Below are 26,170 nucleotides of genomic sequence, written 5' to 3' on the forward strand. Positions count from 1 at the left end.
GGATCTAAAGCGGATATTGCGGATATAAAAAAACGGGAGCCGACCTGTCGATCGACTCCCTGAATCGCAGCAATCGAAATGCTGCCTGGAATCACTTGATCTTTTCTGAAAGCGTTTCGTCCAAGGACGTGAGCGCCTTGGACAGGTCGGCGTCGTTCGCCTCCTGCTCCAAGGTGTTTGTATCCAGCGACTTGATGTCGTCAAGCTCGGTCAAATCATTGCTGAGCTGACGGAATTTCTTGTATTTGCTGGAGCCATACTCAAGATTGCTGACGTCGAGTTCGACTATCTCATCGACGATGTCCTTCGCGTCCTCCGCGTGATTCCTCATCGATTTGCCGTAATCGGCATACGATTTGATGGACGATTGGGCCAGGTCGCCGGCCGCCGTGGAGCATTCTCCGAGCATCTTGGAATACTCGCGGTAGTACGAGGACATGTCGGAGTAATCGAAATCAGGAAGTTTCGTGCATGTCTGGGCCATTTTCATGTACACGGGGAGGGTCTGCGTCAGCCCGCCGACGTACTTCTCGTATTTCGCGTAGCTTTGCGTGTAGAGCTGGTATTTCTCGTTGACGTCCTTGTCCTTTTTCACCGCCTTCAGCGCGGCGAGCCCATCACTGTCCTGCTTGAAGGTGTTCAGCTTCTTTTGGACCTTCCTGTAGGTGTATGCGGAATCGTTATCTTCCGAATACAGTGCCGAGCTCAGTTCCTCGTTGATGGCGTTGTAGCTTTTCTCCAGCGCCTCCACTTGGGATTGGGCTTCCTTGTAGTCGGAACGGCTCACATGGTTCGTGACGAACAGCACCGCCACCAACGCGATGACGACGACCGCGGCCACCGCTCCGATGATGATGACGGGCATCGGCGGTTTCTTGGATGCCGCGCCAGGCTGCTGGAGAGGCGGGTTTCCAGGCATCGGCGGACGTTGCCCGTATGATTGCGGCTGTCCGTACCGGGGTGATTGCGGTGACTGGGATGGCTGGGGCATCGGCTGGGGCTGCTGGGATATTGGTTGCGGCTGCCCATACGGTTGCATTGGTTGCGGCTGCCCATATTGGGTAGGCTGAGACATTTGCGGCTGCTGCCCGTATTGCGGAATCGGTTGTCCATATCGCTGTGTTTGCTGCGATTGCGGCGGCTGGGGTATTGGCTGTTGCGGCTGTCCATATTGCGTACCAGGCTGTGCACCATACTGCGTTGGCTGAGGCATCGGTGCCTGCTGCCCGTACTGGGGAGCTGGTTGTTGTTGACCGTGGTTCGGCGTCGGCGCCTGCGGAGACTGGCCGTACTGCGGCTGTCCGTAAGGGGTCTTATTGGCCATAGGATATCCTTGTCCTGCCTTCTTCTTTTGGGGTTGAATTCGCGAATGCGGAAAACAATGAATCGGCATTTCGTCGCTATTCTCGTCGCTATTGACGATGTCCAGATTAGCGACATGCTTCGGGAAAGGCCCTAGCCGTATTACAGGGTGGATATGTCGTCATGAATATCACGGAAATCTTTACAATAGGGGTATGAGTTTTCTACCTTATCCGCCGCCACCCGAACCGGGATGGTACGACGATGATGCCACAGTGATGTCTCAACCCGCATCTGAGCCGTCCCTTGGCGCAGATGATTCCGCAGCCGTGACGCAGTCGCAATCCGCGGCACTGGAAACGTCTACGCCTCAGGAAGCGCCTGTGGTGCAGAATGAAGCGGCACAGAACGCTTCTGACCTGCGGAATGACGATGAGGAGATGGACTGGGACGGCACGGTGCTGTCCTCCGCGTTCACCATGAAGCAGCCCAAGCGCGAGTACGTGCTGGACAACGAGCAGACCGGTCAGCAGGTGGTCGTGGACAGGAGCGTGCTGTTGGGACGCAAGCCTTCCGCGGATGTGCCGGAAGGCGCCAAAGCTGTCAAATTGGAAGACCCGACGCGTACCATTTCCCGCAATCACGCGGCGATCAGCTTCGATCAGAACGGCACGCTGTGGATCGAGGACTACGGGTCGCTCAACGGCACGTACATCATCCGCGACGATGTGGAGACCAAGGTGGAGCGTCAGCCGATGGAATTGGAGGCGCCGTGCACGGTGCGCATCGGCGACCAGTTCTTCACGTTCTCCGAACAGTAGTGTTGTTCGAGCGCGAGTAATACGAAGCGGGCTGCAGTGGGATTTCCACTACAGCCCGCTTTTTCCATATCCAAAAGGAATGGCGGAACGCTACTGACGCAGGCGGATGGCCGCGTTGACGGCCGAATCATTCAGCTGTCCAAGCCAGGCGAGCAATTCCGGATAGATGTTCGGATTGCGGGCAAGGCATGGACGCAGCTCCGGTGTCTCACTGGCGATGCGCGCCATCAGCATCTGATCCGTGGTGGTCAAGGCGAGCTCCGCAGTGAATCCGGCCTGTTCTGCCGGGACCCCCTGCGGCGCGACGTATTGCTGCTGGACATTCTGCTGCTGGACGGCGGAATAGTCGGCCACCTCGGACAGGTTCTCGGGATTCGTGTATGGATCGATGTATTCAGTCGAGACATCATTGGACGCTGAAAGATCCGCGCTTTGCACGTACTGCTGCTGAGCGACGGGCTGCTGGGCTGCGACAGGCTGCTGAGCAACGGCCTGCTGCTGTGCGACAGCATCGGCTTCCTCCTGCGGTTGAACGCCTTCCTGAGGAACCGGCCAGCCCATCGCCACAAGCTGCTGGCGGGCGCGTTCGTCGCCGAATTCGGCGACCCAACGTTTCAGTCCCGGGTATGCGCGCGGATTGGCGACGACGTTCGCGCCGAACTCCGGATTCTCATAAGCGATCTTGGCTAGGAGCACGGGATCCGCGTTCGGATCCTGCACGGCCGCCACCGCGGCATCGAAATCGATCATCATATTCTCCTTGTTCTCGTGGCTTTTTCTTAATCCTATTGAACGATCTTATTGAACGACCCGCAATGTTTGCAGCGTTCTATCCAACATGTCGTTGATGTCCTCGTCATCGCTGATTTTGCTGACGGTCCAGTCGTTTCCGGTAGGGACGTCGGCGTGGAGATCAACCACGATGACGGTGACGTTGTCGTTGCCGCCGGCGTCCAGCGCGGCGCGCACCAGCATGTCCGCGGCCATCTGCGGATCGGCGTACGCGGCCGCGATGCCGGCGAGCTGTTCGCGGCTGATCTGCGCGTGCAGTCCGTCGGAGCAGATGATGAATCGACCGTCGGCACATGCGGCGTACCAATCCGGTCTGATACCGGCGGGAGCGCCGATACATTGCGTGATGATGTTGCGCGGAATGCATCGGCTTGCCTCGTCGGGCGTCATCTCGCCCGAATCGATGGCGTTCTGCCGTTCCGAATGGTCGCGGGTGATGCAGGTCAGCGAATCCGCCATCCAAGCGCCGTTCTCGTCGGCGCGCATATGGTAGGTGCGCGAATCGCCCACGTTGACGATGTAGCAACGTTCGTCGGGGGAGACGGTTCCATCCTCGAATCGCATCGGCAGCAGTACGCCGCTGATCGTGGTTCCGGCCACGCCTCCGAGTTCCTCGCCCAGCCGCAGCACGTCCTGTTGCGCGAGAAGCAGCGTGTCGTCAAGCATGTCGAGATCGCGCGTCGGCTGGTCGGCAAGCCGCGCGAACCGTTCGGCGACGGTGGAACTCGCTTGTTTGCCGCCTTTGCCGCCACCCATGCCATCGCACACCACGTACACGCCGTGACCGATGAAGGCGCTGTCCTGATTGTCTTTCCGGCGCAATCCGATATCGCTGTTCAGACCGACCTCAATGCGTTCAAGGCTCATAGGTTTCGTCCTTTCTTCCCGATCCGACGGAAGTGGAACACGTCCGCGAGGGAAAGCTTCGCCCGCCATCTGCGGAGCATCGGCAGCGAATCGAGTATGAATCTTCGCTCTTCGATGACGTCGTGCCAGTACCGTTCCACCTGGCTCTGTGCGACCTCGTCTCCGGAGAACGACGCGTAATCGGCCTGCTTGCCCAAAGCGAGCAACGCTTCGGTATCGATGCCCATCTGCTTGGAGATGGACGCCGCCTGCTCGTTTCGGGTGCCACGGATGTCAAGGCCGCTTTGCCGGGCGAGGGCCGCGACGGCCTGCCATCCCGCTGCGACGCGCTGCGACGCGCTGCCATGCCTGCGCGCTCTCGCCAAGGCTATCGCCTTGATGGCAAGCAGCAGACCGCATACGATGAGCACGGTCCAGACGGGGCTGCCGTAGATGGCGACCTTTTTTGCGATTCTGCCGAAGCGCTGCCAGAACAGGTTCGCCGACGTCTCGTCGGCCATGCTTCCGCCGATTGACGATCTGCCCTTGGCCTGGGTGTCGTCGCGCAGCGGATCGGTGAGCGGCACCGGAGGCTGACGCACCAGGGTCTGCGGATTCGGCGGAGTCAGATTCTGGTTCTCGTCGGGGATCTTCGTCTCCTTCGGAGTTGGATGGAACGCCACCCAGCCGTAGCCGTCCAGCTTGATCTCGACCCATGCCGTCATGTCGTTGCCGGTGAATTTCGTGACGGTCGACTTGCCGTGCTTCTCGGTGCGGTCGTTGCTGATATCGCCCTCATCGTTCTTCGGCAGGAAGCCGAGCACCACGCGGCTCGGCAGGCCGAGGCTGCGGGCCATAAGCGCCATCGCGGACGCATACTGCTCGCTGTCACCGACCATGGCGCTGCCGGCGAGCAGCTGGTTGATGCGGTAATTGCCATGACCGGCATTGGACGGGTAGTCGCCGGTTAATCCATGCGAAAACCAGCCGGCCTCCTTGAGCTTGCTGGCGAGGGCCTGCGCGGCCTCTCCGCCCTTGGCCTGGCCACCCGCGATCGCGGTGGCGAGCTTGTCCACGCAGTCGGGCACATCGTCGGCTTTGGGCTGGCTGATGGAGACGGCGTCCGCCTTGGCTATCTCCTTGTCCGTCGGCACGTCTGGCATGATGCCGGTCTCCGTATAGGTCAGGCCTTTGGAGGTGCGCGAAGGATAGATGGCCGACATGGTGTCGGTGTTGTAATAGAACGAATCGGCATCCGATGATTTGGCGAATTCCACGCTGGAGGCCGCGCCAGATAGAGGCAGCCAGTAATCGTTCAAACCATCGTCGACGGTGAATTTCGCGGTGAACCGCTTGCCTTTGGCTGTGTTCTTGATCGTATCGCCAACACGGTGGTAATTGGAGGAATCCGTGGCCATGGTGGAATCGGACAGATTCCATACATTGCCGTCGAACCGATCCATGACCGCTAGGCGCACCGTCGAGCCGGCCGGCAGATCCCTCGCGGTCAGCAGCACATCGGTCTTGTGGCTCTTGATGTACGAGCGCATGCCGCTCAGCGGGCTGGTGTAGTCGTAGGGGCTCAGCGGCGGTTCATACCGGTCGCGCAGGATGGTGCGGTCCTGCCCGACGGCCAGACATCCGCCGATCGCCAGCGCGGCCGACAACAGCACGATGATGACGGAGCTGATCCAGCGGCCCAACTCCAGCAGCTTCCAACGCGCGCTGATCCAGATCACCAGCGCAATCGCGGTGAACGTGCCGACCGCGATGCGATGGAAGCCAGTCGAGGAACCCAGCAACGCGCAGATCGTAAGATTCGCGACGACGGGAATGATGGCGATCGTGGTGAATCGTCCATCCTCCGCCACCGCGAAAATGCCGGTGAGCAGCGCGGCCCATAGGCAGATCGTCCAAACGGCGAGCAACGAGCCGTCGCCAGTGCCGGTGGGCGGGTCGATGGCCAGCAGGTACTTGAACGAGCCGAGCATCTGCATCCAGCCTCGGGTCAACGTGCGCAGCGTCGGAACGACATGGGCGATGGTGGTGTCGTTCAGGAATATGACGGGACCGACCACCAGCTGTGCCAGTGCCATGAACAGCATCTGCCACCACAGACGCAATGCGGGGACGAGCCCGGCGAGCGCGACGAGCGAACCGATGATGGTGGCGGGAATCGCCGCCACCGCCCATGCCTGGGCCGATCCGTACACGTCGATGAGATTGCTGGCCGCGGCGAGCGTGAGCAGCGAGGATACGAGCAGACCCACGTACTGAGCCATGCGGGGGCGGTTGAGGTTCGGCAGCGCCTGCGATTTGCCGTCTCGGGACATCCAGATGACCGAGTGCGTGGAATCGGCCCACGATCCGGTGACGGTTCCGGTTCCGGTGAGGTTCGTGGTGTATGTGGAATTCGTAAGATTGGTGGTGCTCATGCCAACACCCCCATGATCAGGGGAAGATCGTTGAGGTCTCCCACGGTTGCCAATGTGAAGTCGGAATATCGTTTGATGGCGCGGGGTTGGTCGGTCACGGCCTGCAATACAACGCAGGTCGCGGAGCGGGGGAGCGCGAGCACCATGCGTTTGATGGAGTCGATGTCTTTGTTCCTGCCGACGGTGAAGAAGTAGAAGGTCGAGTCCGGGGCGTTCGCAAGCGTTGCCTGGGCGAGGTTGGGATTGTCGTCGAGATCCGGTTCGATGGCGCTGCACCCGTCGAGGAACTCTGTGGTGTTACGCGGCTTCGCATGCTCGGTTCCGGCCTGCGTGCTCACGGGACGGTGTTGTTGCAGGCATTGCACGCCGATGGAGGCGTGGATGGACACGGCTAGCTCGAATTCCCGGGCGTCCATGTAGTCGTCCGGATTGATGCTGATGGTCAGGGCGGTGTCGGTGCGGCGCGTGGCCTCGTATTGGCGTATCATCAGTGAGCCGGTTTTCGCGGAGCTGAGCCAGTGAACGTTGCGCACATCATCGCCGGGCTCGTATTCGCGCAGTCCGTAGAAATCGAGGTCGTCGTCCACGATTTCGCCGCTTGGCTGCCCCTCCAGATCGCGTGGAATGCCGGCGTTCAGGGTGTTGAGCATGACGGTCTGCGGGTGGATGAACACGTTGATCTGGTCGACGAGTTTCTTTTCGTGACGGATCAGTCCGAACGGGTCGCCTTTGCGGATCGACAAGGGGCCGATGGGCAGCACGGCGCGGGAGACGGCGGTGAATTCCACGTTCGTCTGGCGTGATTGGCCGGCTGCGAGCATCGGAATGGCGAACTTCTCGTGGTTGTCTCCGATGGGCAGATCTCCGCGGGCCGAGGCGGTGGGGGTGCGTCCGGGATTGTCCACGCAGACTTCGACCTGCACGGTGTCCGATACGGTGACTCGTTTTTCAGATACGTCGATGGTCGCTTTGAACGACGTGTTGCCAAGCGAGAGGATGACCGCTGTGACCAGCATGACGATGAACACCGCCGCCATGGCCAGCAGCTCATGCCATCCGAGGAGGCTGAACGCCACGAGCGAGGCGATGGCGAGCGCCATCACGACCCATCCGAGCGGGGAGACGTATGAGGTGACCAGCCGTTTGATGCGATGCCTGATGCGGCGCAGCGACCGTTTGAGGGTTCGTCTGCGCTGCATTGTCTGCGATTGCCGCATTCCTTGACCTTTCAGGTTGTGTCGGAGTGTATGCCGGGGTTCGGTTGCGTGGCCGGGTCCGGTTAGGGGATGGCTGGATTCAGGCGTTGGCGCCCAGCGTCGGGGCGGGGACTTCCTCGAGGATCTGCTTGATCATCTGCTCGGGGGTCGTTCCTGCGAAGGTGGCTTCGGCGGTGAGGGTGATGCGGTGCGCGAGGACGGGCACGGCGAGGTTCTTGACGTCGTCCGGAACCACGTAGCCGCGGTTGTCGGAGGCCGCCCATACGCGTGCGCAGCGGGTCAGCGCGAGCGCGCCTCGCATGGAGGATCCGACTTGGATGCGTTCGTTGTGCCGCGTGTTTTCGACCAGTCGCACGATGTATTCGAGGATGGCGTCGTCGAGATGCACTTTCTTGCTGATCTCGCGCATGCGCAGCACGTCGTCGCCGCTGAGCACCGGGGACACGGTGGAGGCGCGGTCGGTGACGTTGACCTGCTTCAGGATGTCGACGCTCACGTCATGGCTCGGATAGCCGATGGTGGTTTTGATGAGGAAACGGTCCATCTGCGCTTCCGGGAGCTTGTAGGTGCCGAGCTGTTCGATTGGATTCTGGGTGGCGATGACCATGAACGGCTGGGGCACTTCATGGGTGACGCCGTCGACGGTGACCTTCTGCTCCTCCATGACCTCGAGCAGCGCGGACTGAGTCTTCGGCGAGGCGCGGTTGATCTCGTCTGCGAGCACGATGGACGCGAAGATCGGTCCTTCGCGGTATTCGAATTCGCCCTTCTTCTGGTCGTAGAAGGTGACGCCGACCACGTCGGACGGGAGCAGATCCGGGGTGAACTGGATACGCTTGAAGGATATGGCGATGGAGTTGGCGAGGCCTCGGGCCAGCTGGGTTTTGCCGGTTCCCGGGTTGTCCTCGAGCAGGATGTGGCCTCCGACCACCATGGCGGTGGCGCATTGGCGGATCGGCTCCTCCTTGCCGACCACGACTTGGGAGACGTTGTCGACGAGTTTGGAGAACTTCTCATGGAATTCGACGATGTCCTCGCTCGGCGCGGACATCATGGAGGTGTCGATGACCGGCTGCTTTTTCCCGGATGGGGTGTTTTCGGCCTGGCGCGACTGCTGCTGGTTCGGAGTCACCGGGGTCGTCGGCTGTGCCGGAACCGTCGGGGAGACGGGCGCGACCGGAGAGACGGGGGACTGCTGCACGGTCTGCCGGGTCGGCACGGCCGGCGTGAACTGCTGGCGGGCGTTGCCCGTGGATGGTGCCACAGGTTTCGTGGCGACCGGGTTTTTGACGTTGTGCGTGCTCAGCACGGTGCCTTCCAGATCCTCGTCATCCTGCGGAAGGTGCGGCAGGCTGGGGGCGGGGAAGGCAGTATGCGGCTGCTGCGCTGGCGTGGCGGGTTGGGCGGGAACTCGCGGATTGTGTCCGATGGAACCCAGCTGGGTGGCGTCGTCGAATTCGTTGCTCATGGGATTGCTCCTTGTTGTGGTGGTGCTCGGATCGGTGGGTTGTGGTTGATTTCGATGGTCTCGTTCGCGTGCTGTCAGCGTCTCGCGTAGTAGGCCAGGCCGCGAATCCAAGGTTTGGATTCGCCGTCGATGGTGGACAGGGCGACGGATGCGGCTACGGGCTTGGTTTCGCGGGCGGATTGCGCGTCCTGTCCGGAATCGGTGTCCGGATCGGGATCCGGTACCGGTGCCGGAGGCGTGTACCGGTCCTTGTCAAGCAGCCGCTTGCCGTCGGCTTCGTTGTTCAACGCGGGATCGGATCCCACGACTCTTGCCTTCCACTCGTAATCGGCGCCTGTGGGCAGGATGTCCTTGACGTCCAGCGTTCCGTTGGTGCTCGGCGTCCAATCGAAGTCGTGGGGTTTGCCATTCACGGTGAAGGTGATCAGGGTCCTGCCGGGCTGGCCGTACATGGTCGCCGACCCGCCGCTGACCTTGATGAGGTTCGTGTCGTTGGCGTCCCATGTGAGCGTCGGCGCATTGATAACGGCCTTCACCTTATGGACGTATTCCGGATTGGCTTTGCCGGGCGTGGCGGCGCTTTGCGCGCCGTTGAATTGCTGGATGACTGAGGCTTCGGAGCAGGATTGCCATTCGGAGAGGCGGAAATCATGCTTTTTTTCGGAATCGCTGGCGGTATAGGAGCCGAGTCCGGTCGCGTTCACGATGAATCCGTCGGCATGCCCTGACGGCGTCCAGCTGACGGTGCACACGTCGTCATGTCCTTTGATGGTGACTGACTTCGGCGCCTGTATTGTGTATTTCGGTGTGAACTTCACGACGACTTCGTCGCTGTGCACGTTTTCCTTGCCGACCACTGCCGCTTTGATGGTGTATTCCTTTGTGTTGAGATCATGCTCGGGTATGCCGAACTGCGCGCTTCCGCCGCATTTCATGGTCTTTGTGACGTCTCCGGAAATCTCGACGGCACTGCATCCGGCATTGCGGGTGTTGCCCACCGATTCGATGGTGATGGTTCCTTCGGTGTCGTCGTTCGTCACGGAAATCTTCGGAGCATCGGGCTTGCTCCACGGTTTGACCGAGTCGGAGGACTTGGACGGCTGGCTCCAGTTCACCTTGTTGTGGGCTCTCACCGTTGCCGTATACGAGTCGCCATCGGTGATCGCGTTGGCTTCAAATTCGAAGTCGATTCGGGTGGAATTCGTCGTCTGTTTCGCCGGTGCGTTCCTGCCGGACAGGGTCACCTCGTAGGTGTCGATCGCGGAGAAATTGCCGTTTGGCGCCTTCCATGTGACGCTTATCGTGTTTCCGTTGACTTCGGCCTTCACGTCCGTCGGTGCATCCGGCAGCTTGTCCGGCGTGCCGTCCACGGTGTTGGATTCCTTGGACCAGCCGACTTCGTTCTTGGCTTGCACCTTGAACGAATAGGTTTTGCCGTTCTTCAAGCCGTCGATGAGGCAGGAGGTCTTCTGCCCGCACGATTGCTCTCCGGAACCATCGCCACTCCAGGCCACCTTGTATTCGGTGATCGGGCTGCCGTTCGCCGAACCGGCCGTCCAACTCAGATTCACGGCACCGTCCTGCGGGTCGCCGGACACTGCGGACAGCAGCGGCGCATCCGGCTTGTCCATCACCGAGACGCTGATGGTGCCGGTCACTTCGCGTTCCTTCGTCTTGGTGGCGTCGCGCGCGGTGATGATCACTTTGTTGGTGCTCGCGCCGATGTCGGATGCCGCCGTGATGGAGATCACGCCGCCGGATGGGCATTCCACGGTCAGTTTCGAAGCACCGTCGGATGTGCAGCCGGTTACGGTCAGTGGGGTGTCGGGGAACGGGTTGTAGGCGTCGGACAGCATATTCACCTGTTCTCTGGATCCGGCCTTGATCTTCACGGTTTTGTCGCCGAGCCGGGCCAACGGCCTGTTGGACGCGGTGACGCGAACGGTCATACCGGCACTCACCGTGCCCTTCGAATACTTGATGTCGACCGGCACGCTGATGGTAGTGCCTGGGGTGGCCGTCTTGTCCGCCGACACAGTCAATGTGCCGTCAGAACTCACCTTGGCATCCACGCCATTGGCGCTTGAACCGCCGGAATATGTGTACTGCTTCTCATCGTCGTACAGTCCGGAGACCGAATGAGTCAGTGCCGTCAGATCGATAGTGGTGACGCTTTCTCCGGCCACCACGTCGACGGTGGAGGAGGAGAACGTCGGCGCGGGCACGTCTCGTCCGATCACGGTGATCGGCAGCGTGAGCACCGCCGAATTGACGATTTTCACCTTGTCGCCCTTGCCACGCTTGCCATCCACCGCGGTGAAGGTGATGGAGGCAGGGCCCGCGTAGTCCTTCGGCGCGGTGAATTTCAGCGTCTGGTCGTTGACGTACAGGTCGCCGTCGGCCGCCTTTGTGGCGCTCACCGAATCGGCGCCGTCCACGTAGGCGGTCTTGCCCACGCCCACGCGCACGTAGTCGGCGATGTTGATGGTGATGGTCTCCCTTGCGTTCACCTTCAACGCCGGAGCCTTCGGGCGCAGGGTCGGCGGGAACACGCCATATGCGGGCACTTGGATGAACGCGGTGGATGTGATGCCATACGTCGTGTTGGTGACGGTGTATGGCACCGCGCGGGCCTCGCTGGTCAGGTCCACGGTGATGGTGGTGGAGCCTTTGCCGCCCTTGACATGCGCATGATCGGTGGCGGAGGCATCGACGCCCACCTGCAGTTCGTCCGCTGTGCCGGATGGGTTGGCGATCCACTGCGACACATCCACATCCACTGATTTCTTGTCGATTGTGGCGGCCGCGGGAACGCGGTAATCGTAGGCGGTCGGCGGATCGATGGGAGCGTTTTCGTCGACGTTCACCGTCAACGTGGCCGTGTCGGACAGACCTGCCTTGTCTTTGACGGTGTAGACGACGTAGTACGTGCCGGCCTGCTTCGGCGTGGTGAACGCCAGCATGTTGTCGACGACCGTGATGCCGTTGATGCCTTGTGATTGGACGTCCTTGGACACCGTCAGATTCGTGTTGTCGCCGGAGATGTCGTTCTGCGACACCGGTACGGTGGCCGCGATGTTCGGTCGCAGCGTGATCTCGTCGTCGCGCGCGTACACGCCGGAATCGTTGCCGGATTTGAACACGCCCACGCGGATCTGTGCGGTGGCGCGCTGTCCGGTCCAATCCTCCACGGCGTAGGAGAAGGTGTCGGTGCCGGAGGAATCGCTGTACGCCTCGTAGACGAGATAGGTGGCGCCCACTTCGGTGATGCGTCCGAGGGTCGGCGCCTTGTTGCCCAGGCCCAGAAGCTGCACGTCATCGCCATCCGGATCGATGCCGGTGAGCGTGATCGGAATCTGCACCTTCTGCCCGGCGGCCACCTGCGCCTCGACATCGGACGGTGTCGGCGCGGCCTTGTTGGACGCGTCCTTCTCATGCACGTTGATGGTGATGGTGGCGGAGGCCGCGTTGCCGAGGTTGTCCTTCACCGTATAGGTGACGGGGAAGGATCCGGTCTGTCCGGTGGCTTGGTAGCGCACGGTGTTGCCGGAGACGAACACCAGACCCTTGAACGTGTTCTTGTCATACTGCAGGTCGTTCTGCAGGCTCACCGTGGTACCGTCGGAATAGGTGACATGGTCGAGCACGTCCACGGAGACGATGCCTCCAGTGCGTACCTGCGCGGTGATGTTCTCGGCCTTCGGCACGGAGTTCGATGTGGTCAGCGCCGGCGGCTGCAATACGATCACGCCTGTCGACGATCCCGCGGCGTTGGCCACGGTGTAGGTGAGCCGCACCGGCTTCGTCGGCACTTGGCGGGCGGTGATATAGACCCTCTTGTTACTCACCACGCCTGTTTTGATGCCGCTTTGCGCATCGGCGGTGACGTTGGTCACCGACAGCACGCCGCCCATCGGATCGACGTCGTTGGCCAGCGGCTCCACAATCGCGGTATTGTCCGCGCCGAGCAGCGCCACATCGTTCGCAGCGACCGGCTTGGCCGCGTCGCCGGTCACTGCCTGTACTTCCACGCGTGCCAGACCGGTCGTCGGAATGGACCCCTGCGTGATGGTGTACGGCACATAGTAGGTGCCCGGATTGGAAGCGGTGAACGTGATCGACATGTCGGTGGCGTTCATGGTGGTGGACGCGCCGGACGGGGTTTCCGCCGCGGTCAGCTCGGCGGGCTCTACGGAGGTGCCGTGCACATACTGCTTGAGCGCGATCGTGGTACGGGTGTCGGGCGTGGTCTGCTTGACCACGGGGTCGATCACCGCGGCCAAAGTCTTCGCCGGTTTCACGGAGAAGTAGATCATGCCGGTGCCGGTCTGCTGGCCATCGGACACCGTGACCTCGATGCCGGCGCGGCCCGAGGACATGGAACCGGCGTTGAAGACGAGCTGGCCGTCGGCACGCGTGGACACGGTCACTTGGTCGGTGTTCTGCGGCGTCGCCGACACCAAAGTCAGCGGATCGCCGTCGGGATCGGAGAAGCTGCCCAACGCGTTGGTGGTGTATGAAGCGCCCTGCTCCACATCGATTTCCGGCGGAGTGTCGGTCTGCGCAGGCGCCTTGTCTGCATCATCGGCCAGCGTGAGCGACACGTTGGCGCTGGACGTCTGCCCACGGCCGTCGGAGATCTCATAGCTGAAGGAGACGTTGCCTGCGGTGGCCGCCGAAGCGTCGAGCTGCAGGTACCGCCCGTCGTATACGGGGGAGACGGTGATGTTGGCGCCGTCCGGTGCGCTCACTGAAGTGATGCGCAGCACGGAGCAGTCGGTCTGCTCGTCGTTGCGCAGCACGTCGAGGATCTGCTCCGATCCCACGCGTGCGCCGAAGGAATCGTCCTCGGCCTTGATCTGTCCCGATTGCGAGGAGCAGTTCTTGCTGAAGTTGTGCTGGTTGTTGGCGCTGTCGTTGTTCTGTTCCTGCTGCTTCGACTGCTTGGTCTCTATCTTGTTCCATTGGATCTTGATGACCTTGGTGGATTCCTGGGGATTCCATACATTGCCGTTGACCACGTCGTTGAGCACCACCAGACGATGGTTGGTGCGGAACACGAGCTGCGATGTGGCGTTGATGTCCTCGAGCGAGCCGAATTGCGCGGTGGCGTCATCCGCGGCGCACACCTTGACGTAGTTGCTGGCCTGCTGGGCCCATGCCGCGAACACGCATCCGTTGGTGGACACCGGCTGCGCGGCCTCGCCCTTGCCGGAATTGCGCAGTGACGTGACCTTCTTGCTGTGAAGATCGACCATGGCGATGCCGCGCGGCGTCGAAGCCGCCACCCAATCGGACTGTTTGCCATCCGTGGAAGGCGCCTGCAATGTCGTCTTGCCTTGCAAGCCAATGTCCGCGCTGCCTTTCGGCCAGAAGATCTTGCCTTCGCCGGCCACGACCGGCGTCTTGCCGATCACGGTGAACGATTCGGCGTTGCCTGCGCCCTTGATCGTATCTTCCTTGCCGAGCGTGCCCTGTGGTCCGTCGATGCTGAACACCGTGCCGTCGGATGGACGGTAGCCATATACGACGCCGTCGTGCGTCACCGCGATTTTGCCGCCGGATCCCAGTTTCATCTTCGGAGTGTCGGTGGTGGGGTTCATCGACTTCACCTCGCCGGCTGATCCAACCCAGACGTTGCCGGTCTTGCTGTTGATGAATGCCGCCGTGTCGCCGCCGATGACGGTTTCGATATCGGATTTGATGGTGGTGCTGCCACCTTCGCTGACGGTGGAGGCTTCGATGTTGCTGGCCTTCGTGCCTTCGGAGATCACGGTGTCGCCGTTGTTCTGGGCCACGTCGAACCGTGCCGCCGCCGAGGAGACGCCTGCGTTGGCGTCCTTGTTCTTCACGTTGAATCGGGCTGCCTTGCGGTCTTTGAGCGAGGTGATCCACACGGTGCCGTCGTCGAGCTGCACATGCCGTTGTGTTACCGAGCTGACGATGATGGCTCCGGCGACGATGCCGAGCAGCAGAAGCAGCATGACGATCGGTGTGATCCACTGGCGTCCGCCGGACGGACGCAGCTTGCTCAGCATCGATCCGAATCGCATTTGCCGTTCGTACGATTGCGCCGACTGGTTCTCGACGTTCCTATGCTTGCTCATGTGCTGGCTCTTCCTTGGCTGTGTTCGCGTTCTGTTCGGCTGCCGTATGATTCATTGGTTGGCCACGCAGTAGATCGCGGGGTCATCGGACATCTGCCGATCCGCCCGCACCAGACTGACTTGGATGCAGGTTTGAGCGCCGTCGGATGGATCGATCTCGACATGCGTCGACTTCGTGGAGGTGCCTTGCGTATTAGGATCGCTGCCCGAATCGCCGACCGGCGACCATACGTACGAGTCGCCTTTCTCCGGGGAGGGATTGACCCATGTGAACTTCACTTTGCCTCCGTCGGAGACGTAGGTTCCCGTAAGATCCTGCACGCTGGGCACGCTGCCCGTGGTGATGGCGGAATCGGAATCGTCCTCGGCATGGTCCTTGGTGCCTCGGTTGCGCACCTGCGTAGTGGTGTTGTCGGAGGCTGTGTCCATGTTCGGCGCGACCACGAAAACGAATGCCAGAACCAGCGCGACGATGGCCGCCGTCACGGACAGACCGATCGCGACGGGTTTCACCCATGACGAGCGTTTCGCCGGCTGCGGCACGGCGTTGCCTGAATCGTTGCGACGACGCAGATTCTGCGGATAATTCGGAATGCCCTCGATGATGGCCTGCGTCATGTGGCCATACAGCTCGTATTGCACGTTCTGCAGGGCGCGCGCGAATTCCAAGGCGGAGTAGAAGCGATTCTCCGGCGTCTTGTCCAAGGCCTTGCGGAGCACCTTCTCCACCTGTGGCGGAATGTCCGGCCGGTTGAACTTCGGCAACGGATTGTTGAGGATGATGGTTTTGAGCCGTTCGGCGCGTTCTTTGCCTTTGGCATCGCCAAGCAGCCCGGAATAGAAATATTCGTAGGGCGATTGGCCCGTCAGCGTGGCGAACAGCGTGGCGCCCAGCGAATAGATATCGGATGACTCCTTGCCTCCGCCGCCCTGGGCGAGCACTTCCGGCGCGGCCCATGCGATGGTGAAGCCGATGCCCGGACGCCCGTAGACGGATCCTGCGATGCCGAAATCGGACAGCAACGGCATGCCCTGCGCACTGATGAGGATATTGCTGGGCTTGATGTCGCGGTGGATGATGCCTCGGCGGTGGGCGGTGAACAGCGCGCTGGCCAATCTGATGCCCAGGTCGAGCATCTGCTCCACGGTGAGCCTGCTGTGCGCGAGGAGGGATTTGTAATTGCCGCCCGGCGCGTATTCGAATACGGTGTAGCCGCTGCCTGTGGCGGTTACACCGCTTGCGTAGACGGTGAGGATATTGGGATGCGAGGAGATCTGCCCCATGAGGTTCGCCTCGGAACGGAAGCGCGCGGCGGCCTGCGGATCAAGTTTGCCTTTGCTGATTTTGATGGCTACCTGGCGGGTCGGTGAAAGCTGCTGGTACAGGTACACGTCGGCTTCGGATCCGGAGCCCAAACGCTTGACAAGCGTGTAACCGGGGATTTGAGGGGGAATGCTCCTCGAGGCTTCCATGCTTCTTCCTTCTGTGGATTCCATGCGAATTCGCCGGTGCGCGGCAAAAGTACGCCGTTCCTGCGATGCTCTTCCAGATATAGTATATGGGGACATATCCGTCAGCCATGCTAAGGGGGTATGGTATGGCGGTTATATTCGAGCGATGATGATTTGAGAGGAAGAGAGAGAACAGGCATGTTCTGTCCGTTTTGTGGAACGGTCGTCGAAGGCGGCGCGCAATTCTGCCCTAATTGCGGGCAGCAGCTGCCTCGGAGCGTGGATGCGGGGCCGATTCCGACTGGGGGAACGATAATCGATGCCACGGTGCCGGATGGAACCGTGGTCGATGGTGCGATGACCGGAGGAACCATGCCATTGGGGAATCAGGATTTCGGAACGATTCCTGTGCAGGTGCCTCCCGTGGATTCCGCGCCGGCGGCTGCGCGGCCGAACAAGCCTGGATTGGATAAGGGCGTGTGGGGCATCGTCATTGCGTCCGTGGTGGTCATCGCTCTCATCATCGGCGGAACCATCGCGTTCCTGCATGTCGGAAACGCGGACAATGCCAAGCAGGCCGAGCAGATACAGACGGAATCAACATCGAAGAAGCCGGCCACGCGGTCGTCGAAAGGCGGGAACAGCGCCGAAAAAACGACGGAATCCGGTAAAAACACCGGAAAATCCGGGAAGAAGACCGAATCCGACACGTCGAAGGATGGAAACGGTCAGGAAGTTCGAACGCTGGACAAGAAATCGATGGATGCCATCGTCGATGGCGTTTCCACCACCGAAGTGGGCGTCTCCGTCATGACCGAGGACGGCCTGCGCAGCTATTCGTCACGCAATGCGAGCCTGCCCTATGTGGCTGCGGGACTCTATCTGCCGGCATGGGTCGACTTTCGCGATACCTATAACCGGAAGCCAGATGACTTTACGGATTCGCTGACCAAGATGGACAACGATTCGGCGAATGCGTTGATCGATGCGGTCGGTGGCGAAAGCGACCTCAACGAATGGCTGAGCGACAACAAATACAGCCGCACGCGATTCGAACGCGCGTATGGTGACGTCCAAGCCTCGAATTCCGGTGACGAGAACTACTCGTCGCCCAACGACGCGGCTCGTATGCTGGTCGAGATGGCCAAAACCGGCGACGACTCGCTGATGAATTACGACATCGCCTCCGAAGGAGTGTCCATTCCGTCCGGCGCCACCGTGCACGCCCTCCGAGGGCAGGGTATCAGGGACGCCTACAACTATTTCATGGTGATCTCCAACGGCAAGCGGAAGGTCTCCGTGGCTGTGATGACGCAGGATCAGGGCAGGGATGCGGCCGCTCGGCTCACCTCCCGTGTGCTGGACCAGGTGTGGAACAACATGCTGAAGAACTGAGGGATTGGATCGAGTGACAGGGGGAGAAACCCCGATTATCCCTGCCCGGTTTTCCGGATGCCCGGAAGGCCGGGCAGATCGCTGTCTGACATGTCGTGCGCGGGCAGAGGCGTCGAGACTCTGACAGGTTAGGATGGAAGCCATGATGGATTTGGATGATCTCGACGATGCGACACTGGTTGTGGGGGCACCTTGTAGCGGCAAGACCCGATACGCGCTCGACGCGCTGATCGCCGCGATGCGCAGATACGGCGGGGAACGGGCCGTGATGGCGGTGTCCGGCAGACAGGTGGCCGACGTGTTGGGCGACGCCGTGATCCGCGAGCTGTCCGCGGTGTCGCAGGCCCGTCCTGTCACCACATTGCCGGCTGTCGCATTCCGCATGATGACCGCCGTGCGTTCGCGCGAGGGCAAGCCGTTGCCGAAGCTGCTCAACGGCGCCGAGCAGGATGTGATCATCCGTCGCGTGCTCGCGGCGCATACCGGGCATGTGGAACGCGGCGACGAATGCGATACCTGCGCGCTGCTGCGCACCTACTTCGCGGTGGCCGACTGGTCCGGCATGATCGCCGACGATTCCGCCGACGCCTTCGCTGGCCAATTCCGTGACATGCTCGCTCGTATGAACGAGATCGGCGCGAAGCCGGAATTCGAGGATGAGCTGATAGCCCGTGCGGCCAGCCGAGGCGAGACGGTCGACGCACATCGGGAGCGGTTGCGCGTGCAATGGCGGCTCGCTTTCGCGCTGCGCGGCGAATACGACCAGGCAGTCAGGGACGCCTATCCGGACCAGTTCCGTCTTGACGCCTCACGGCTCATGATCGACGCGACCGCGGCCGTGGATGAGGCGGAGGAGAAAGATCTGCCGAAGCTCATCATCGTCGATGATTTCCAGGACGCCACGCTCGCGGGCTTTGATTTCCTGTCGGCGTTGCACAACCGTGGCGTGCGACTGCTGCTCGTCGGCAATCCCGACGAGGCGGTGCAGACGTTCCGCGGATCGTACCCGGAATACCTGTTCAATGCGGCCCAATCCCGAATGGGGGCACGTCTGGTGCGTCTCGAACCGGATCATGCAGCCGACGGCACTGATCGCGGCGCGGTGGCGAGCCGTGTGAGCCTCACCATCGCCAGCACGGAGGAGATGGATGACGCGCTGCCGAAGCGTCCCGGCAAAATGCCGCCGATCGAGCCACCCAAGGAGCGCGACGGAAGTCTGGGCGCCGCGATGTACCGTTCCACGGTCGAGGAGCTCAACGACGTGGCATGGAGGATCAAAACCGAGCATCTCGAGCACGGACGCGATTGGAACGACATGGCCGTCATCGCCCACGACAACGCCACCGTGCGCGCGTTCGGCGAGCGGTTGCGTTCCGACGGCGTGCCGGTGCGCTATTCGAGCGTGACGCGGCCGCTCAAGGACGAGCCGTTCGTGCAGGGATTGTTCGCCATGATCGAACTGGCCGAATTGAAACGGCGGGGCATCGCCGCCTCCTCGATGGATATGCACGAGGCCGGCGCGTACATCCGATCCCGTGTGAGGCTGATCATGGATTCGCCGCTGATCACCACCACGGGGGAGCGTCCGGCTCGCCTGTCTGTGGTGGAGTCGGCGATGGACGCGCTCGGATCGTTGGCCGCCGTACTGGATGGCGGTTCCGACGCTTCGAATGGCAGTTCCGCGACCGATGCTATTGCGTCCGTAACGTCCGACAAGGCACTGCTTCCACGGCTGCTCTCTGATTGGAACGATTACGTAACCGACTTCCACGCGGCGCGCGAATCGGCTCGGGATGCCGAATCGCGTGAATCGGCCGTATCGTCGGTTGTGACCGATGACAGTCTGCTCGCGGATGATGGGAAAAGCGGCGACGCGGACGATCCTTCCTTCGGTGTGGCTGCGCTCTACATCCTGCTGCTGGAAGGGAACACGGCCCGCGTGCTCGACGCGATCGCCTCGGTATTGAGGAAGAAGGATCCGCAATCCGTAGCCTTCTCACACCTATGGAAGGTTCTGGACGATACGATGGCATCGCAGGCGCGTCTGACGTCACGCGAACCGCAATACATGCTTGATTGCGCCTGGCGGGCTTTTGGCAAGGCCACGACGTGGCAGAGGATGGCGTTGCGCAACAACGCGGAAGGCCGTGCGGCCAATGACCGGCTCGACGTGGCGATGCGCCTGTTCAGCTACGCGTCCGGCGGCGAATCCGACGGCATGATGGCCGCGCGCACCATCGGCGCATTCATCGAACAGGTCCGTTCGCTCACCATCGAAGCCGATTCCCTCGCCCACACCGCGCCGATCGACCAGGCCGTGACGCTGACCACGCCGGCGGGTGCGGCAGGACGGCATTGGAAACTGGTGTTCATGCCGGCCGTGCAGCAGGGCCAATGGCCGAACCTCACACCACGTAACACCCTGTTCGGCGGCGAGGAGCTTGCCGACGTCATGCTGCATGGAGGGCTTTCCGAAGACATCGTCACATCGTCCGGCCGTGAAAACGCGCAGTCCGCGGCGGTGCTTGCCTCGGAGCAGAAGAGCTTCCTTGTGGCGCTGACCCGCGCCGACGAGCGTGTGCAGGTGAGCGCAGTCCTGAACGATGACCATGTGCCGTCCGACTTCCTGTATGGCTATCTGCCGGAATGGTTCGACCGCGACCGTGACGCCGATCCAGAGCAACGCGTGTATGCGACGGTCGGCGGAACCGGCGATTACGCGGGACTCGAGGCGGATCCGCGCGGCCTGGTCGCCGCCGCTCGCAGCGTGTTGGCATCCGCTCCGGCCGATTCGGATCAGGCGCGAGACGCGGCCGAAGCCTTGGCATTGCTGGCTTCACACGGTGTGGCCGCAGCCGATCCCGACCGTTGGCAGTTCATTTCCGACACAACCTCGCAACCGAATCGGTCAGAAGGCAAATCCACGGAAAAACGGCCGTCCGATGTGGTCACCCTCTCGCCGTCCGCGGTGGACAGCCTGTGGGCCTGCCCGGTGTGCTGGATGCTGGAGAACCGCTTCGCAGGCCCCCGCATGGGCAGCGCGGCCACCGGATTCGGCTCAATCATCCACGCGGTCGCGCAGAAGGCCACCGAAGCCGGACTCGACCTGCCATCGAACCACACCGAAACGAGCGACGAGGACAACATCGAAAGCATCACCCAATGGATGCTCAGGCAATACGAGGGCATGCGCGCCGACCCCGACGCGATCGCCGACCCCGAGGAACGGTACAAGGCGCTCGGCAAGGATGCGAAGGCGGCCGACGCGCTGCGCAACATCGCCACATACTTCGTCAGATCGAATCATATGGAATATCCGGTCAAAAACAACGAGACCATCACCGTCGGCACGTTGGAACGCGCCGAAGCGGAAAAGCAGTTCGCCGCGCGGTTCGGATTCGACGACATCCTCGCCGCGTACAACGCCATCGACGGCATCAGTCCGATCAGTCGCGACGAACTCATCGCCACCATGGGAACGCTTGTCGGCGGATGGCCGGAAACCGGCATGAGCGAACGGCTCACCGTACGTCTGTCCGGACGCATCGACCGGCTTGAATACCGGCGTACCGACGACGGCAAGGAGCAGGTGCGTCTGATCGACTACAAAACCGGTCGGACGCCGAACGGGCGTAACATTTTCAGCGATTTGCAGCTCGTCTGCTACCAGCTTGGCCTCGCCTTCCCGGAAAACGGCGGCGTATGCGGCGCGCAGGCGATCGCGGCCATGCCCGACATCACGCAAAGCGCGCTGTTCCACGTCATGGACCACACGTCGCCCGCACCGTACGGCGACTACGACGAGACGTATCATCAGCAGGCGCTGTTTTCCGGCGGAAGCATCAACGCCGGCGACTATGTGCCCCGCAAGTACGCGAAAACACTCGACAAGGTCTTCGTGTCGGCCCTCGACGGGGCCGAACGGCCGGAACAGGTGAGCGAGGAGCATTGGAAGCAGCTGCTCGACTTGCGTCCGACCATGGCCGTGTGGTCGCTGTCCATGATCGCCCGCGTCTTCTATGCGGCCGCGGCCAGCCGCGCGATCCGCATCACCGCGCGACCCACCCCGGAACACGTCGGATACTGCCGGTGCAAGGACGTCTGTCCGGCCTGCCAAGGAGAACAGAACACCATATTCGAAAGGACCGTGGCATGAGCGGAGCCGACGGCATGAATGGAACCATGCGGAAGAACGAGGCCGCCGCGATGGCGGCCAAACCGAAGATCACCGACAGTCCGGAACAGGCCGCCGTCATCCAAGCGCCATCCTACGAGGATGTCGTCGTCGTGGCGGGCGCAGGATCCGGCAAAACTTACACCATGACCCGGCGCATCATCACCCTCATCGGACAGGGTGTCAGTCCGGAAAAGATCCTGGGACTGACCTTCACGCGTAAAGCCGCGTCTGAACTGCTGTCGCGAGTTTCCGCGGCCGTGGCGCGCAGCCAGGCCGGATCGGACGGACGTGGCGGACATGCCGTCGCGCGCGCGGCCTTCCTCAAACCGGAAGTCTCCACATACGATGCGTTCTTCCAATCCATCGTGCGCCAATACGGACTGCTTGTCGGCTTCGACCAGAACACGCAACCGCTGAGCGAGGCGGGCGCGATGCAGCTCATCCACACCGTGCTCGACAAGCATATGGACCAGATCGCCACCTTCAACGATGGCGGTGATGGACTGGGATCGTTCGGCACCATCGCGGGGAACGTGTACGCCTTGTCCAACGCCATATCCGGAGCCATGATCGGCGGCGACTGCTCCAGCTTCGACGAGGCCGTGGCACGTGTGCGTGAATGGGACGAGGCGTTTGTGGCGCAGGTCGCCAAAGCGCTGGAGGACGAGGATGTGCCCGAGGACGCGCCGAAACTCGGCAAGGCGCCAAAACAGCGGAAGAAGGAATCCGACGCCGATTTCGAAGAACGCAAACGTGCATATCGCGCCCAATGCCACCAGCTGTGCGTCCACAACACCGCCCGATTGGCCGGCGTGGCACGCGAACGCGACCTTCTGCTCGACCTTGTGGTCGACTACAACGCCGAGAAACACGCGCTCAACATGGCGGAATTTAGTGATTTCACCATCGCCGCATTCCAACTCGTCACCCGATTCCCCTCCATCGGAGCCACCTATCGCAAACGCTACACGCACGTCCTGCTCGACGAATACCAGGACACCTCCACTACGCAGGCCGCCCTGCTGACCGCCCTGTTCCACGTGGACGACGCGCGCCGCAGCGCCATCAACGCCGTCGGCGACCCGTTCCAATCGATTTACGCATGGCGAGGCGCCAGCCCGGGCGCGTTCCGCATGTTGCAACACGACCTCGGCCATGACGTGACCGACAGGCCATACGCGCTCACCGTCACCCGACGCAACTCGCGCATGGTGCTCGAAGCGGCCAACAACCTGACCAAACCACTGCGACTGCCCGCGAAACGCGCCGGAAGTTCGCTCATGCGCGAAGTGGACGTTCCCGCGCTCGCCAACACCAAAACTGCCCCCGAAGGCACGCTCGGCGTGCTCGGATACGCCACGTTCGGCCAGGAGGTCGACGCCGTCGTGCGATTCGCCAAACACGCGATCGCCCTGCACACCCCAAGCGCGGACGACACGGCAGACGGCGAAAAGGACAATCGGCCGCACGTGGCAATTCTGTTCCGATCCAAAGCGCAGATGCCCGCCTACGAGGACGCGCTCGGACAGGCCGGACTCACCACGCTCGTCGTCGGGCAGGCGGCGTTGCTGGAACGGCCGGAGATCAAGGACATCATCGCACTGCTGCACGTGGTGTGCGACCACACCGACAGCGGCGCGCTCATGCGTCTGCTCGCCACGCCACGGTTCGCTCTCGGAGCGGACGACCTGCAGGCGCTCGCCGGCATCGCGGAGAGGCTCAACACCGCGCAACGCTACCGCGCGCTCGTCGCGGCCGGCATCGTGGAGGAGAAGGCGGAACCGTCCGACGCGGACATCCGCGCCACCGTGCGCGCCTACCGGGATCAAGTGCCCAATGCCGTGTTCCTGATCGACGTGCTGTTACGGGGTGATCTGCCGAAGCTGCTCGACGGCACGTTGAGTGAAACGGGCGCGGCCAGCGTGCTCCGCGCCGCCGACGTCATCCGGCAGGTGCAGCGCACGGTCGGCCATCCGCTGCCCGAAGTGGTGCGCGCGGCCATCACCGCGCTCGACCTCGACATCGACCTGCTGCTCGCGGAACGGATGCGGCATCCGCACGGCGATGCCAGTGATGCCGACGAGACCGACGATGCCGGCTCGTGGAACGCGTCATTCGCAACATCTCCGCTCGATGCGATGCTGTCCCTGGTGGACACGTATCTGCAGGAAATCGTCGCCCAAGGCACGCCAAGCCTCCGCGCGTTCATGTCCTGGGTGGATTCGCTGCGCGACGCGTCGGACGACAACGCCACTGCCCCTGACACCCCCGTCGATGTGATGCTCATGACCGTGCACCAATCGAAGGGACTGGAATGGGACGCCGTGGCCGTGGTCGGCATGCGCGACGGCGTCTTCCCTTCCGAACAAGGCGACCGTCTGAACGTGACGATGGATGAAGACCATCCAGGCGGCATGAGGGATGGTATATGGAACCCGCCGGAATATGGCGAAAAAGCCCACACATGGCTGGAGGATCCATCCGCGGTCCCGGTACCGGTGCGTGCCGACGCGGACATCCTGCCACGCTTTCCGCACGACGCGACCGTCGGCGGCGACCCGCTGGAGGCGCTTGCCGGATTGGATGATGTGGAGCTCATCGACGACGAGGTGTTCGGCACCTTGCGGACCATGCCTATCGACGACATGGAAGGCGTGGATCCGTCGCAACTGTATCTGACGCAGCAGGAGGAGTATGGCCGTAGACTGCATGCCGATGAGCGCCGTCTGGCCTACGTGGCGTTGACCCGCGCCCGTCATGAGGCGCTGCTCACCTACAGCGGCTGCAATGAGACGAGCCGCGATTCCCGTCTGGTGGAAGGGAGAAGGAAAAGCGAGCCGTCGAACTTCTGGCAGGAGGTGCGCGATTCGATGAACGGCATCGTTTCGGCGGCACGCGAACCGCAGAATCTGGCCGATTCGCCGGTGGTGTCCGACGGGCTTGGACACGTCGACGGCATCGATTCGGACGGCTCCCTGCATACGCTCGGCTGCGAACTGCCCGAAGGCTATTTCGTGGGCGAACATGCCCGTGATTTCGAGGACGCCGTGGTCGGCGACGCATGGAACGCGCCGCTCGAACCGGTATCCGACGACCGGTTCCTGCCATGGCCGTGCAATTTGACGGATAATGTCGCCGGCAAACTGCGCGTTGCGGCGGATGGCGTGCGTGAAGCCGAGAAGACCGCCACAACCGCGCCGTCGGAGGAATGCGGCAACTCGCTGCTGCGCTGTGCCCGGTTGCTCGTGGCCGACAGGCAGCTTATTCCGGAAGCCGATTTGGCTGACGTGGACGAATCGCAGGAGGCTTTCGACGCAGCAGTACGTGCCAAAGGAGAGCGGATTCTCGCAGCTGGTCGTCAGAACGTCACTTCGCTGCAGGCGCGCGCCGGCACCATGAGCGAGCGTGACGCGCGCGCATACTGGCGTGGTCTGGTTCGTCCGATTCCGCGCGTCGCCTCGCCGACGGCACAGCTCGGCACACAATTCCACGCGTGGGCGGAACGTTTCATTATGGCCGACGTGAACGCCGACGGCATTGGCGGTGAGGACGGTTTCGACCGTGCGAACGCGCAATCGCGTGCGGATATGATCGCGGCGATCGGTACGCAATCGCAGAATATGCCAACACAAGATGCGCAGTCGCAGGGCGAACAGCGGATTGCCCAATGGCAACAGCGCCTTGTCGAGTCGAAATGGGCGCAACGCCGTCCAGCGTGGGTGGAACGCCAGCTCGTCGTCAACGTGCCGCAACTCGGCACCATCGTCAACGGCAAACTTGACGCAGTGTTCTTCGGGGGTCTTGATGAATCGAACAAGACGAAACGCTACACCGTGGTCGATTGGAAAACCGGCAGAAAACCACACAAAGACGAGGAAATCAAGGAGAAGCTCGCACAGCTCGACATGTACCGTCTTCTGCTCTCGGCGATGGAAGGGGTTCCGTTGGACAGTATCGACGCCTGTCTCTACTATGTGAGTGAGCCTCATGAGGCCGATCGCGAGCTGGACGCTCTCGATAAAACAGAAGAAGAGATCCTTGCCGAGTTGAGCTACGGAATTCCGCAGCAATCCGACAACGACTAGTGCCGGTGCGCACGACTCCTTATTTGAAAAGCAGGGGGCGCTTTCCGGCCTGCCTGCGGACTAAACGCAATGC

12 protein-coding genes are annotated in these 26,170 nt (G+C 61.9%); 4 read left to right on the forward strand and 8 right to left on the reverse strand.

Translation table 11 applies throughout. The annotated features are described in order from the left end of the window. Nucleotides 1–91: 91 nt before the first annotated feature. A complete protein-coding gene (locus OU26_RS10060) occupies nucleotides 92–1,324 on the reverse strand; it encodes a hypothetical protein (protein WP_152571320.1) in 1,233 nt (410 codons plus the stop codon). Between the two features lie 193 nt (nucleotides 1,325–1,517). On the opposite strand from OU26_RS10060, the gene OU26_RS04660 reads away from it, so the two are divergent. Continuing rightward, on the forward strand, nucleotides 1,518–2,123 hold the full coding sequence (locus OU26_RS04660) for an FHA domain-containing protein (protein ID WP_026646819.1): 606 nt from the start codon (nucleotides 1,518–1,520) through the stop codon (nucleotides 2,121–2,123). 90 nt (nucleotides 2,124–2,213) lie between these two features. Here the strand turns inward: OU26_RS04660 and OU26_RS04665 are convergent, their stop codons facing one another. The 7 genes from OU26_RS04665 to OU26_RS04695 all read right to left on the reverse strand — a co-directional run bounded on the left by OU26_RS04665 (nucleotide 2,214) and on the right by OU26_RS04695 (nucleotide 16,461). Further along, on the reverse strand, nucleotides 2,214–2,876 hold the full coding sequence (locus tag OU26_RS04665) for a variant leucine-rich repeat-containing protein (protein WP_033498917.1): 663 nt from the start codon (nucleotides 2,874–2,876) through the stop codon (nucleotides 2,214–2,216). Between the two features lie 45 nt (nucleotides 2,877–2,921). After that, complete coding sequence (locus OU26_RS04670; protein WP_026646821.1) at nucleotides 2,922–3,782, reverse strand: PP2C family protein-serine/threonine phosphatase; 861 nt, start codon at nucleotides 3,780–3,782, stop codon at nucleotides 2,922–2,924. After that, nucleotides 3,779–6,196, reverse strand: coding sequence for a transglutaminase TgpA family protein (locus tag OU26_RS04675; RefSeq protein WP_026646822.1), 2,418 nt, complete (start codon nucleotides 6,194–6,196; stop codon nucleotides 3,779–3,781). Before OU26_RS04675 ends, OU26_RS04670 begins: the two co-directional genes overlap by 4 nt. After that, nucleotides 6,193–7,413, reverse strand: a complete 1,221-nt coding sequence (locus tag OU26_RS04680) for a DUF58 domain-containing protein (protein WP_033498918.1) — start codon at nucleotides 7,411–7,413, stop codon at nucleotides 6,193–6,195. The genes OU26_RS04675 and OU26_RS04680 overlap by 4 nt, the downstream gene beginning before the upstream one ends. Before the next feature lie 79 nt (nucleotides 7,414–7,492). Next, the gene (locus OU26_RS04685) at nucleotides 7,493–8,881 is read right to left on the reverse strand and encodes an AAA family ATPase (RefSeq protein WP_026646824.1); all 1,389 of its coding nucleotides are present in this window, start codon (nucleotides 8,879–8,881) and stop codon (nucleotides 7,493–7,495) included. Nucleotides 8,882–8,955: 74 nt separating this feature from the next. Further along, nucleotides 8,956–14,988 carry an Ig-like domain-containing protein gene (locus tag OU26_RS04690; protein ID WP_033498919.1) on the reverse strand — a complete coding sequence of 2,011 codons (6,033 nt, stop codon included), beginning with the start codon at nucleotides 14,986–14,988 and terminating at the stop codon, nucleotides 8,956–8,958. A 51-nt stretch (nucleotides 14,989–15,039) separates the two neighbouring features. Beyond that, complete coding sequence (locus OU26_RS04695; protein ID WP_026646825.1) at nucleotides 15,040–16,461, reverse strand: serine/threonine-protein kinase; 1,422 nt, start codon at nucleotides 16,459–16,461, stop codon at nucleotides 15,040–15,042. 177 nt (nucleotides 16,462–16,638) lie between these two features. On the opposite strand from OU26_RS04695, the gene OU26_RS04700 reads away from it, so the two are divergent. From OU26_RS04700 to OU26_RS04710, 3 genes are all read left to right on the forward strand, one after another. Then, nucleotides 16,639–17,835, forward strand: coding sequence for a serine hydrolase (locus OU26_RS04700; protein ID WP_160257599.1), 1,197 nt, complete (start codon nucleotides 16,639–16,641; stop codon nucleotides 17,833–17,835). Between the two features lie 142 nt (nucleotides 17,836–17,977). Next, nucleotides 17,978–21,991 (forward strand): PD-(D/E)XK nuclease family protein, encoded by a 4,014-nt coding sequence (locus tag OU26_RS04705; protein WP_026646827.1) that lies wholly within the window; start codon nucleotides 17,978–17,980, stop codon nucleotides 21,989–21,991. 50 nt (nucleotides 21,992–22,041) lie between these two features. Further along, nucleotides 22,042–26,097, forward strand: coding sequence for an ATP-dependent DNA helicase (locus tag OU26_RS04710; protein ID WP_026646828.1), 4,056 nt, complete (start codon nucleotides 22,042–22,044; stop codon nucleotides 26,095–26,097). The last annotated feature ends 73 nt before the right edge of the window (nucleotides 26,098–26,170 follow it).

It is taken from the genome of Bifidobacterium ruminantium DSM 6489, assembly GCF_000770925.1.
Lineage (GTDB): Bacteria > Actinomycetota > Actinomycetes > Actinomycetales > Bifidobacteriaceae > Bifidobacterium > Bifidobacterium ruminantium.